The 11,107-nt window shown below is 73.5% G+C and carries 9 protein-coding genes; 4 read left to right on the top strand and 5 right to left on the bottom strand.

What is annotated here, in order from left to right; genetic code table 11:
* Positions 1-453 precede the first annotated feature (453 nt).
* On the bottom strand, positions 454-1,101 hold the full coding sequence (locus AB0E96_RS31575; protein ID WP_359829203.1) for a TetR/AcrR family transcriptional regulator: 648 nt from the start codon (positions 1,099-1,101) through the stop codon (positions 454-456).
* A 127-nt stretch (positions 1,102-1,228) separates the two neighbouring features.
* Between AB0E96_RS31575 and AB0E96_RS31570 the strand changes: the two genes are divergently transcribed.
* On the top strand, positions 1,229-2,674 hold the full coding sequence (locus tag AB0E96_RS31570) for an MDR family MFS transporter (RefSeq protein WP_359829202.1): 1,446 nt from the start codon (positions 1,229-1,231) through the stop codon (positions 2,672-2,674).
* A 40-nt stretch (positions 2,675-2,714) separates the two neighbouring features.
* Positions 2,715-3,626, top strand: coding sequence for a mycothiol conjugate amidase Mca (mca, locus tag AB0E96_RS31565; protein ID WP_359829201.1), 912 nt, complete (start codon positions 2,715-2,717; stop codon positions 3,624-3,626).
* Positions 3,627-3,784: 158 nt separating this feature from the next.
* On the opposite strand, the gene AB0E96_RS31560 is transcribed toward mca, so the two are convergent.
* Positions 3,785-5,263 carry a PHB depolymerase family esterase gene (locus AB0E96_RS31560; RefSeq protein ID WP_359829200.1) on the bottom strand — a complete coding sequence of 493 codons (1,479 nt, stop codon included), beginning with the start codon at positions 5,261-5,263 and terminating at the stop codon, positions 3,785-3,787.
* 222 nt (positions 5,264-5,485) lie between these two features.
* On the opposite strand from AB0E96_RS31560, the gene AB0E96_RS31555 reads away from it, so the two are divergent.
* Positions 5,486-6,052, top strand: a complete 567-nt coding sequence (locus AB0E96_RS31555; RefSeq protein ID WP_359829199.1) for a PaaI family thioesterase — start codon at positions 5,486-5,488, stop codon at positions 6,050-6,052.
* Between the two features lie 251 nt (positions 6,053-6,303).
* On the opposite strand, the gene AB0E96_RS31550 is transcribed toward AB0E96_RS31555, so the two are convergent.
* The 3 genes from AB0E96_RS31550 to AB0E96_RS31540 all read right to left on the bottom strand — a co-directional run bounded on the left by AB0E96_RS31550 (position 6,304) and on the right by AB0E96_RS31540 (position 9,212).
* On the bottom strand, positions 6,304-7,302 hold the full coding sequence (locus AB0E96_RS31550; RefSeq protein WP_359829198.1) for a YdcF family protein: 999 nt from the start codon (positions 7,300-7,302) through the stop codon (positions 6,304-6,306).
* A 76-nt stretch (positions 7,303-7,378) separates the two neighbouring features.
* Positions 7,379-8,341 carry a prolyl aminopeptidase gene (gene pip / locus AB0E96_RS31545; RefSeq protein ID WP_359829197.1) on the bottom strand — a complete coding sequence of 321 codons (963 nt, stop codon included), beginning with the start codon at positions 8,339-8,341 and terminating at the stop codon, positions 7,379-7,381.
* A 172-nt stretch (positions 8,342-8,513) separates the two neighbouring features.
* On the bottom strand, positions 8,514-9,212 hold the full coding sequence (locus AB0E96_RS31540; protein WP_359829196.1) for a TetR/AcrR family transcriptional regulator: 699 nt from the start codon (positions 9,210-9,212) through the stop codon (positions 8,514-8,516).
* Between the two features lie 124 nt (positions 9,213-9,336).
* On the opposite strand from AB0E96_RS31540, the gene AB0E96_RS31535 reads away from it, so the two are divergent.
* Entirely contained in the window at positions 9,337-10,902 is a 1,566-nt protein-coding gene (locus tag AB0E96_RS31535) for an MFS transporter (RefSeq protein WP_359829195.1), read from the top strand.
* Positions 10,903-11,107: the final 205 nt, after the last annotated feature.

The following is an 11,107-nucleotide window of genomic DNA, read 5'->3' as shown; positions in this document are numbered from 1 at the left end:
CCCGAGCCCCCCGGCTTCGCCGGCTCGCTCTCCCCGCCTCTCACCCTGATAGACGTCCATCCGCCCGGGGGGTTGCAGCCGGGTTCGAAGAAATTCTTCGCGACGTGACGGACGCCGGGCATGGCGGTGGCCCCGCGCATCGCACACCTGCCGGTCGACCCGTCGGAGGGGCCCGGCGGCTGGGTGCTCACCCCTGTCCCGCGCGCCGCGACGGCCGTTCGGACACGGCCCCGGAAGTGCCGCTCGCGCCGTCAGAATGCGGTCGCAGGGCCACAGGCCCCGCGCCCTGCGCCCCGGTGCCCGAGGAGCGGAGCGGTGGCTCGCCGGCGCTTCCGACCCCGGGCTGCCCGAAGTGGTGGTCGCGCCGCCGGCCACGTCGGCTGAAGCGGGGGGAGCGGTACTCCACGTCGCGAACATCCGCATCCGGGCCGACCGATGATCCACGGGAAACGTCTAGACCTCCCTCACGGCGTAGTTCCCCAGGGCGTTCTCCAGGCGGTCGTACGCCCGGACCGCCGAGGGACGGACCGCGGCGGCGATCGCGGCGTGGTCCTCGCCGGCCAGGGTGCGGCGGAACACCTCGGCGAACACCGCCCGATCGACGGCGGCGAGCAGCGCGGCGGCGACCCGGCACTCGAAGCCGACCGGCATCTCGTGCACCGCCTCGGCCAGCGCCTCCGCGAGTGCCGTCTCGCTCTGCTCGTGCAGCTCGCGCAGCCGGGCGGCCAGGGCGGGGCTGGCGGAGACGGTGCGGGCGAAGTCGGGGCCGGAGAAGCCGAGTCGGGCGTCGTGCCGGTCGAGCCCGGCGAGGCAGTCGCGGCGCAGTGCGGCGAGCGCGGACTCGCCCGGCGCGCGCTCCGAGACGGTGCCGGCGAGCCGGCCGGCGAGCTCCTCGTGCAGGTCGAAGAAGAGGTCCTCCTTGCGGGGGAAGTGGTTGGTGACGGTCATCTTGGCGACGCCGGCGGCGGCCGCGACCTCGGCGATGGTCGTGCGGTCGAAGCCCTGCTCGATGAAGAGCCTGGTCGCCGCGTGCGAGATGGCCTCGCGGGTGCGGCGCTTGTTGCGCTCGCGCAGGTTCGGGGTCGTCCCGGAGTCGGTCATGGCAGGAGCGTAGCGCACTTCGCTGGGTCGGGCACAGTAATTGGATTTGACCCAGCGAATGGGTCCGTCCTAAGTTCTTCCCGGGGGGCCGGAGCGGCCGCCCGGGACGGCGACCAGGGGAGGGCGCATGACGGCATCCGTCACCACGAAGGACAGGCCGGGCGAAGTCCGCCAGGAGGAGCCGGGGCCGATTCCGCCGGGTCTGTGGAAGATGGGCGGGGTGCTCGCGCTCGGGCCGGTGCTCGCGCTGCTGGACGCCACGATCGTCAACGTCGGCATCGACTCCGTCGGCCGCGACCTGCACAGCTCGATCGCGGCGGTGCAGTGGGTGGCCACGGGGTACCTGCTGGCGATCTCGCTGACCATGCCGCTCTCGGGCTGGGCCGCCGGCCGCTTCGGCGGGCGGCGGGCGTGGCTCGCCTCGGTGGTTCTGTTCGTGCTCGGATCGGCGCTGTGCGGCCTGGCCTGGTCGACGGGCAGTCTGATCGCCTTCCGGGTGCTGCAGGGGATCGGCGGCGGGATGATGCAACCGCTCGGCCAGGCAATCATCATACAAGCGGCCGGACCGTCCAGGGTCGGGCGGGTGATGGGCACACTGATGCTCCCGATCAGCCTGGCGCCGGTCCTCGGGCCGATCCTCGGCGGGCTGGTGCTGGAGCACTTCGACTGGCGCTGGATGTTCCTGCTGAACGTGCCGGTCGGGCTGCTGATCCTGCTGCTCGCCGCCCGCTGGCTGCCGGCTGACGAGGCGTCGGACGCGCCGAAGCCCCGGCTGGACGTGACCGGGCTGGTGCTGCTCTCGCCCGGCCTGACCGGTGTGGTCTACGGGCTCGCGACGATCGGTGAGGGCGCGACGGCCGGCTGGGTCGCCCTGGCGGTGGGCACGGTGCTGGTGGTGGTCTACGGCCTGCACGCGCTGCGGGTGGGGCGCGCGGGCGTCCGGGCCCCGCTGATCGACCTGCGGCTGTTCGCCCGGCGCGGCTTCAGCGTGGCGACGGCGAACAGCTTCCTGCAGGGCGCCGCGCTCTACAGCTCGATGTTCCTGGTGCCGCTCTACTACCAGCAGGTCAGGCACGCCGGCGCGGTCGAGGCCGGTCTGCTGCTGGCTCCTCAGGCCCTCGGCACGGCGGTCACCGCGATGCTGGCCGCCCGGATGACGGACCGTGTCGCGCCGCGCCCGCTGATCCTGACCGGTATCGCCTACTCCCTGGTCGGCACGATCGCCTTCACCCAGCTGGGGAGCGGCTCCGAACCGGCCGCCTGGCTGATCGCCGGCTCGTTGGCACTGCGCGGCGTGGGCATGGGGATGATCGCGATACCCGGCCTGGCCGCGGTCTACGGGAGCGTCGACAAGGACCAGGTGCCGGCGGCGGCGGGGGCGGTCAACGTGCTGAACCGGCTGGGCGGAGCGCTCGGCACGGCGGTGCTGACCCTGGTCCTCCAGCAGGCACAGGAGGGGCACCCCGACCACCCGGGCGCGGCCTTCGGCGAGACCTTCTGGTGGGCGCTGGCCCTGTCCGCGCTCGCCATCGCTCCGGCGCTGCTCTACCCGAACACCCGCAGGCCCGGCTGAGCGCCGCCCGGTTCCCGACCACTCAAGCCCGGAGGTATCCGTGATCACCCGTCACCCCGGTGGCCTTCGCCTGCTCAGCGTGCACGCGCACCCCGACGACGAGTCCAGCAAGGGCGCGGCCACCCTCGCCATGTACGCGGCCGAGGGAGTGGACGTCCTGGTCGCCACCTGCACCGGCGGCGAGCGCGGTTCGGTGCTCAACCCGGCCATGGACCGGCCCGAGGTCCGGGCCGACATCGCCCGCGTCCGCCGCGAGGAGATGGCGGCCGCACGGGAGATCCTCGGAGTGCGCCAGGAGTTCCTCGGCTTCGTCGACTCCGGGATGCCCGGTCCGGGTGAGCCCCTCCCGGTGGGCTGCTTCGCGGCCCACCCGGTGGAGCTCGCGGCGGTGCCGCTGGTCGCGTTGATCCGGGAGTTCCGCCCACAGGTGGTGGTCACCTACGACGAGACCGGCGGCTACCCGCACCCGGACCACGTGATGACGCATCGGGTCACCGTGGCGGCCGTCGAGGCCGCCGCGGACCGGCACCGCCACCCCGAGGCGGGCGAGCCCTGGCAGGTGCCCAAGCTCTACTACCACCTGGCGCTCTCCCGGGCCTGGTTCCGGGCCCTGCACGAGGCCATGACGGAGCGGGGCGTCCCCTCGGGGATGGGCGAGCTGCTCGCCGGCTGGCCCGACACCCCGCCCGCGCTCGCCACCACCACCCGGGTGGCGTGCGCCGAGCAGTTCGCCGTGCGGGACGCGGCGATGCTCGCGCACGCCACCCAGGTCCAGCCCGGCGTGGCCTTCATGGCCCACCCGCGGGACATCGAGTGCGAGGTCTGGCCGACCGAGGACTACCACCTGGCCCGGAGCCTGGTGCCGGGGCCCGGGCCGGGCGGGATCGAGACCGACCTGTTCGCCGGGCTCCGGGCGGACGCGGTGGCGGTGGCGGAGGTGGGCGGGGGATGAGCCTCACGGTGGCCGCGGCGGTGCGGGCTGTTTCGGCAGGGGCCGCTTCGGTAGGGGCCGTCACCGCGCGGGTGGTCGCCGCGCGGGTGGTCGCGGTGCGGGTGGTCGCGGTGCTGTCCGGTGCCCCGGTGCTCGGGGCCGTTCCGGTCGCCGCCCGTTCAGCACTGGCCGTCGGCGAGTACGTAGTAGCCCGGTCCGGTCTGCTTGAGCGTGTGGGTGACGAAGGTGTTCCAGAGCCCCATGCTCTGGCCCGAGCCGAGGGCGTAGGTCAGGCCGCCGCTCCGGGAGGCGCGGCCGGCCAGGACCTGGTCGTAGTTGCTGGCGGTGAAGCACTGGGGCGTGCCCCCGCCCGGGGTGGTCGCCGTCACCGCCGTCGAGCGGGCGCCGACCGCGCCCGACCCGTCGACCGCCGCCACCGTGTAGCTGTACGTGGTGCCGGCCGCGAGACCGGTGTCGGTGAAGGCCGTGCCGCTCGGGGCGCCCACCTGGGTGCCGCCGCGGAAGACCCGGTACGAGGCGGCGCCGCTGACGTCCTGCCAGCCGAGGGTGACGGAACCGGTGGCCGCGGTCGCGGTCAGCCCGATCGGGGCCGGCAGCCCGGGGTCGGTGGGGCCGGAGCCGCCGTCCAGGCCCCAGAACTGCGCCGTGTAGTAGCCGGAGCAGATCGTGTCGAGGAAGTAGGCACCGGTCGCTCCGCACTGGTCGGCCCCGGTGCCGGGGTGGACGGCCAGCCCGTGGCCCATCCCGCTGACCGTGAACAGGCCCACGGCGGGTTTGCCGCTCGCGTCGGCGTAGAGCTCCTGGGTGGTGCCGCCGGGGAGGCTCCGGGTGCTGGTCGGCTGCCGGGCGATGCCCTGGACGTTCGTCCACTGGTCCCGCAGTTCGGTCGCGTTCACCGGCCTGACCACGGTGTCGGCGGTGCCCTGCCAGATCGCCACCCTGGGCCACTGCCCGGTGTAACCCGGGTACGCGGCCCGGACCTTGTCGCCCCACTGGGCGGGGGTGAGCCCCTGGTCCGAGTTCTGGCAGCCGGAGGCGGCGGCCTGGGTGGTGGCGCAGTGGGCGGGCAGCCCGGAGTCGATCGCCCCTCCGGCGAACACGTCGGGGTAGTCGGCCAGCAGGTCGGCGGCCATTCCGCCGCCGGCCGAGAGCCCGGTGACGAACACCCGGCGGGCGTCCGAGCCGTACAGGGACTCGGCCTTGGTGACCATCTCGACCACCGACCTGGCCTCGCCGACGCCCCGGGCGGCCTTGCCGGCGTCGAACCAACTGAAGCAGGAGAGGCTGTTGTTGACGCTGCTGGTCTGCGGGAACACCACCGCGAAGCCGTACTGGTCGGCGAACTTGGTCCAGCCGGAGCTGCGGTAGTAGTCGGTGGCGCTCTGCACGCACCCGTGCAGCGCGACCACCAGGGGAGCGCCGGCGGGCAGCCCGGCAGGGGTGTAGGTGTACATCGCGAGGTTGCCCGGGTTGGTGCCGAACCCGGTGACCTGCTGGAAGCCGCCGCTCGTGGCCGCGGCCGCGGAGGGCGGAACGGAGGCAGTGGTGGGGGAGGCCACGGCCGCGTCGGGTGCGGCGGTGGCGAGCGCGAGGGTGACGGCGGTGAGCAGTGCCGCGGCGGTGGGGCGCAGTGGCATGGAGGCTCCTGGGTGGGGGAGGAGTGGGGGGCGGTCCCGTGCAGCGTGGCGCGCCCGGAACGCCGGTGCCATGTGGCGGTCATCCGGGGTCCGCCGCCCGGGCATGGCGCGGGCCGCCATGGCCCGGCCGCCCCGCCGTGGCAGTGGCAGTGACCGGAGTCAACAGCTGCCCCGCACCGTAAGGCACTTGAGACGGACGGCCGGACGGGGCAGGTTGATCCCATGACCACCGATGAGATCACCGCCGAAGGGCCCGAGCCCGCGAGCAGCGCGCAGTCCACGAGCGGTCCGGAGCAGCGCACTCGGACGCACACCTGGACGCCAGGCCCGCCGATCACCGAGTACGCCCACCTGAGCGGAGAGGAGATCCTGCTGGAGTGGATCGCCGGGCGGATCCCGGAGCCCTCGATCTGCAGCACCATGGGAATCCACCTGATCGAGGCGAATCAGGGGGCGGCGGTGTTCCAGGGCGAACCCGGGGACCACCTCCAGAACCCGATGAACACCGTGCACGGCGGGTACCTCGCCACCCTGCTGGACTCGGCGCTCGGCTGCGCGGTGATGAGCAGGCTGCCGGCCGGGGTGGGCTACACCACCACCCAGCTCAACGTGCACATGCTGCGCCCGGTGTTCGCGGACTCGGGGCCGCTGCGCTGTGAGGGCGTGGTGCTGCACCTGGGCCGGACGATGGCGACGGCCGAGGCCAAGGTGGTGGGCGTGGAGAACGGCAAGCTCTACGCGCACGCCACCACCACCTGCGCGATCCTGTCCGCCCGCCCGGCGTCCTGAATCGGGCTGCCCGAGCGCGCCACTCGAGCAGTCCGCCCGATCGGCCTCCCGCCCGATCGGCCTCCCGGCCGGTCTGCCCGGCCGGTCGGCCCGAGCGGTCTGTCCGAGCGGTCTGTCCGAGCGCGGGGCCAGGGAGGCCGGAGAGAGGCTGCCCGCAGTTATGTCCGGTCGCGCGTCCCACCCGAACAGGAACGGGCGGGCCCCGGCCGCCGAGGCGACCGGGGCCCGCCCGGTGGGAATGCCGTGGCCGTTCAGAGGGCCGCGACCACCCCGCAGAGGGCGATGAGGCCGCAGATCCCGAAGTTGACCAGCTTGTGCGACAGGAAGATCGCGGCGAACTCGCGGATGGTCGCGCTCGGCCAGTAGTACCGGGCGGTGGGCGAGCCGAAGACGTGGCCGTTGACGCCGGTCTGGCGGGCGAGCAGGGCGGCGCGGAAAGCGTGGAAGTTGTTGGTGACGACGACGCACCGGTAGTCGGGCTTGGCCTGCTCCATGATGGCCTTGCTGAAGAGCAGGTTCTCCTCGGTGGTGCGCGAGCGGTCCTCCCGCTCGATGTGCTCTGGGGGGAAGCCCTGTTCGATCAGGTAGTCGGCCATCGCGTGAGACTCCGGCAGCTTCTCGTCCGGCCCCTGGCCGCCCGAGGTGATGAGCACCGGCGGGTTGCCGCGGGCGGCCTGGCCCTCGTACACCTCGCGGCCCCGGTTCAGCCGGCTCGCCAGCAGCGGCGGCACGCGCTCGCCGCCGATCAGTCCGGAGCCGAGCACGACCACGAAGTCCACGTCCCGGCGCGGCCGGTGGCGGCCGTACAGGAAGGCGTAGCCGACGAAGCAGGTGAACAGGAAGGAGACGTAGCCGACGACCAGGACCGCGGTGCCCGCCAGGGCGGCCAGCTGCCTGGAGTGGAAGACCAGGGCCGTGACCAGCAGCCCGATGACCGCCAGGATGCCCAGGCCGGCGAGCAGGGACAGCAGGTTGGCCGGTCGCCTGCCCTCCTTGCGGATCATGGTCATGCCGTTGGCGAGCAGGAACCAGACCAGGGCCGCCGTGCCGAGGGCCGGGAGGAGGACGATGACGCCGGCCACGAGCGTGACCACCATGCTGGGCGCCTTGCGGAGTTCGGCGAGCAGGGCGAGGGAGAGCAGGGAGACGGCGATGCCGAGCAGGACGGCGTTGCTGAACTGGCGGCGGTCGCGCAGTACCCCGATTCCGAACAACAGGAAGAACAGGGCGGCTGGGGCATAGGCGATCATGGGTCGTATGGTAGGCCTTCCTCGGTCTGGACCATTCCTGCGAACGGCCCAACCGCTCCGTGGCGGAGCGGTGCCGTCAGGCGAAGCGCTCGATCGCGGCCAGGATCGCGTCGCGCATCCGCGGGCTCCCGGTGTGCCCGGCCTCGTCGATGATCGTCAGGCGGGCGTCGGGCCAGGCCTTGGTCAGCTGCCAGGCGGTGTCGACCGGCCCGCCGAGGTCCAGCCGGCCGTGGATCAGCTCTCCGGGGATCCCGGCCAGCCGTCCGGCACCGGTCAGCAGCGCGTCGTCCGGCAGGAAGGCCCGGTGCGAGAAGTAGTGCGCGGTGATCCGGGTGAAGGCCATCAGGGCCTCGGAGGGGCGGTCGGTGTACGCGTTCGGCTTGCCCAGCGACTCGTGCGAGATGACCGCGTCCTCCCAGGTGGCCCAGGCGCTGGCGGCGGCCCGCCGGACGGGCTCCTCGGTGCTGTTGAGCAGTCGGCTGTAGGCGGCGAGCAGGTCGAAGGTGTCCCCGTCGCGGTCGGCGGGCGGAAGGAAGTCCCGGAACTCCTCCCAGGCTCCGGGCAGGAAGCGGCCCACGCCCCGGTAGAGCCAGTCGGTCTCCTCGGGGCGGGTCATGGTGACCCCGCAGATCACGATCGCGGACACCCGTTCCGGATGGGCCTGCGCGTACGCGAGGATCAGGGTGGAGCCCCACGAGCCGCCGTACAGCAGCCACTTGTCGATGCCGAGGTGCTCGCGCAGCCGCTCCATGTCGGCGATCAGGTGCGGGGTGGTGTTGTGCTCCAGGCTGGTGGACGGGTCGGCGGCGTGCGGTCGGCTGAGCCCGCAGCCGCGCTGGTCGAACTGGACGAGGTGGTAGCGCTCCGGGTCGAAGTACCGCCGGGAGCCCGGGCTGTGGCCGGAGCCGGGCCCGCCGTGCACCACCACGGCGGGTTTGCCCGCCGGGTTGCCGGAGGCGTTCCAGTGGATCAGCTGTCCGTCGCCGACGTCCAACATCCCTTGCGCGTACGGTTCGTAGAGGGGGTACGGCTCAGGCATCGGTGACTCCTCCGTGGTCCGACGGGTGGGTCCGGCGAGCCTATCCCGGTGTCGGCACCGCGCCACCCGGATCTCCGGAGCCTGGATCGGGGCGGCCGGGATCGGGTCGGCGGGGTCAGGCGGCCGGGATCGTGGCGGCGTGAACTGGGCGGCGTGATCGGGGCGGCCGGGGTCAGCGCCGCTCCGGTGGCAGCAGGGCCGCGAGGCCGTCGAGGATCCGCTGGACTCCGAACTCGAAGCGGACGTCCATGTTCGGCTCGGTGAGCTCGCCGGCGAGTTCGACCAGGTTGGGGTGGGTCTCGGCGGGAAGGGCCCGGAACAGGTCTCCGGCCGCGTCGGCGATGTCCCGGCGGCTGGTGCCGAGCACCTCGGAGGCGGAGATCGGCGACTGCTCCTGGAGCACGAAGCCCTGGACGAAGGCGCCCAGCAGGTAGCTGGCCATGGCGGCGTCCGCGTCGGAGAATCCGGCCGCGCGGAGCCGGTCCAGCTGGTCCTCCATCAGTCCGAGCAGGTGGGGCCCGGGGGCGAGCCGGCCGGCGACGACCTTGGCCGCGTCCCGGGTGTCGAGCAGGAGGCGGCGGTAGCGCCAGCAGTACGCGTGGAACTGTTCGCGCCAGTTCCCCTCGCGCGGCGGGGGTTCGGCGGAGCCCATCACGGCGTCGGTGAGCAGGTCGAGCAGCTCCTGTTTGTTGCGGACGTGCCAGTACAGCGAGGCCGCCTTGACGCCGACCTCGGCGGCGACCTTGCGCATGGACAGCCCGGCCAGGCCGTCGCGTTCCAGCACCCGCAGCGCGGCCTGGGCGAGGGCCTCCCTGGTCAGGTGGGGTGTGGTGTCGTCGCTCCCGGGCGTGCCGGTGTGGTTCTGCGGCATGGCTGTGCGGACGCCTCCGGCGGTCGAGCGGATTCCTGTTTGCAATCTAACACCGTTAGGTGCACTCTGTGGCTGTCGCTGCGACCCCTAACACCGTTAGGGGTTCATGATCGGGAGGGAACCCATGGAGGAGACGAGCGCCCGCCGCCGACGGCTCGCGCTGCTCACGCTCTGCGTCACCATGTTCATGTCCATGCTGGACAACGTCATCGTCAACAACGCCCTGCCCCGCATCGGCCAGGAGCTGGACTCCGGGATCAGCGGCCTGCAGTGGGTCGCCGAGGGCTACAGCCTGGTGTACGCGGCCTTCGTGCTGACCGGCGGCGCGCTCGGCGACCGCCACGGCCGCACCCGGGTGTTCCGGCTCGGCCTCGCCCTCTTCACGGTCGGTTCGGCCGTGGCCGCGCTCGCCGGAACGATCGGCGTCCTGGTCGGCGCCCGGATGCTCCAGGGCGTCGGCGCCGCGCTGCTCACCCCGGGCAGCCTCGCCCTGCTCCGGCACGTCTTCACCGACGAGCGGGAGCGGGCCAAGGCCATCGCCACCTGGTCCGGGGTCTCCGCGCTCGGCCTGTCGGTCGGCCCGGTGGTCGGCGGTCCGATGGTCGAACACCTCGGCTGGGCCAGCGTGTTCTGGATCAACGTGCCGATCGGCGTCGCCGGCCTGCTGCTCGCCGTCCGGGTGCTCCCGGAGGTCCCGCCGCGCGCCCGCCGGATCGACCTCGGCGGCCTCGCCCTGTCCGCCGCCGGACTGGGCCTGCTGGTCTACGCGCTGATCGAGGGCCCCTCCCGGGGCTGGACCGACAGCGTGGTCCTCGGCTGCGGCGCCGCGGCCGCCGTGCTGCTGCTCGCCTTCCTGCTGCTCGAACTGCGCCTCGCCGAGCCGATGCTGGAGCTGCGGCTGTTCCGTGACGGCATGCTGGGCGGCGCGCTGCTCAGCGGGTTCATGGTCAGCTTCGGGATGTTCGGCGCGCTGTTCTTCCTGCCGTTGATGATGCAGGGCACCCTCGGCTGGTCCCCGGCCGCGGCGGGCTGGGCCGGGCTGCCGATGACCGCGATGCTGGTGGTCGCCGCGCCGCTCTCCGGTCTGCTGACCACCCGCTACGGGCCGCGGCCCCCGCTGGTGATCGGTCTCCTCCTCTGTGCGGCCGGGCTCGGCGGACTGTCGCTGTACGGCGACCACGCGCGCTACCTCGAGTACCTGTGGACGCTGTTCGCGATGGGCCTCGGGATGGGACTCACCTTCACGCCGGTGTCGATCGGCGTGATGCAGCGGGTCGACCCGGCCCGGACGGGGATGGCCTCGGCCGCCATCAACACCCTGCGCGAACTCGGCGGCGTGCTCGGGATCGCCGTGCTGGGCGCCGTCCTGACCAGTCGGCTGACCGACTCCCTGACGGCCGCCCTGCACCGACTGGGCGTCCCGCCGGACGCCGTCGGCCCGATCGCGGACGCGCCCACCGGCGCGGTGCACGGCGGTGGCGGTGCGGCGTCGGTCCTGCCCGCTCCGCTTCAGGAGGCGGTGGACGGCGCCTTCATCGACGGGATCCACCTCGCCGTGCGCTGCGGAGCGGTCGCGCTCGCGGTCACCGCCGTCCTGGTCGCCGTCCTGCTCCGGCGGACGCGTCCGACCACCCCGCCGGAGGCCGCGGCCGAGCGACCGGCGGAGCCGGCCGGGACCCGCGCCGCCTGACCGGTGCCCGTACGGCCGCGTGACCGGCTGCCACACTCGGGCACCTCGCCGGCCCCGGGCACCTCTTCGGCCCCGGGCACCTCGTCGGCCCCGGGCACCTCGTCGGCCGGGCGACCGCCCGCCGAGCCCGGGAACGCCGCCGGAGGGTCGTCGGCGGCGGGGCCGTCAGCGGATGCCCTCGATCGCCGCCTGCGCCGTGCGGGCC

The organism is Kitasatospora sp. NPDC036755 (genome assembly GCF_040636595.1).
Classification (GTDB): Bacteria; Actinomycetota; Actinomycetes; order Streptomycetales; family Streptomycetaceae; genus Kitasatospora.
This window is presented reverse-complemented; position numbering and strand designations above follow the sequence as displayed.

What these genes read in the sequence shown, in the direction of transcription:
- AB0E96_RS31570 (WP_359829202.1), top strand. Translation starts at nt 1,229, where the DNA reads ATGACGGCATCCGTCACCACGAAGGACAGGCCGGGCGAAGTCCGCCAG.
- AB0E96_RS31550 (WP_359829198.1), bottom strand. Translation starts at nt 7,302, where the DNA reads ATGATCGCCTATGCCCCAGCCGCCCTGTTCTTCCTGTTGTTCGGAATC.
- pip (WP_359829197.1), bottom strand. Translation starts at nt 8,341, where the DNA reads ATGCCTGAGCCGTACCCCCTCTACGAACCGTACGCGCAAGGGATGTTG.
- AB0E96_RS31560 (WP_359829200.1), bottom strand. Translation starts at nt 5,263, where the DNA reads ATGCCACTGCGCCCCACCGCCGCGGCACTGCTCACCGCCGTCACCCTC.
- AB0E96_RS31540 (WP_359829196.1), bottom strand. Translation starts at nt 9,212, where the DNA reads ATGCCGCAGAACCACACCGGCACGCCCGGGAGCGACGACACCACACCC.
- AB0E96_RS31535 (WP_359829195.1), top strand. Translation starts at nt 9,337, where the DNA reads ATGGAGGAGACGAGCGCCCGCCGCCGACGGCTCGCGCTGCTCACGCTC.
- AB0E96_RS31555 (WP_359829199.1), top strand. Translation starts at nt 5,486, where the DNA reads ATGACCACCGATGAGATCACCGCCGAAGGGCCCGAGCCCGCGAGCAGC.
- AB0E96_RS31575 (WP_359829203.1), bottom strand. Translation starts at nt 1,101, where the DNA reads ATGACCGACTCCGGGACGACCCCGAACCTGCGCGAGCGCAACAAGCGC.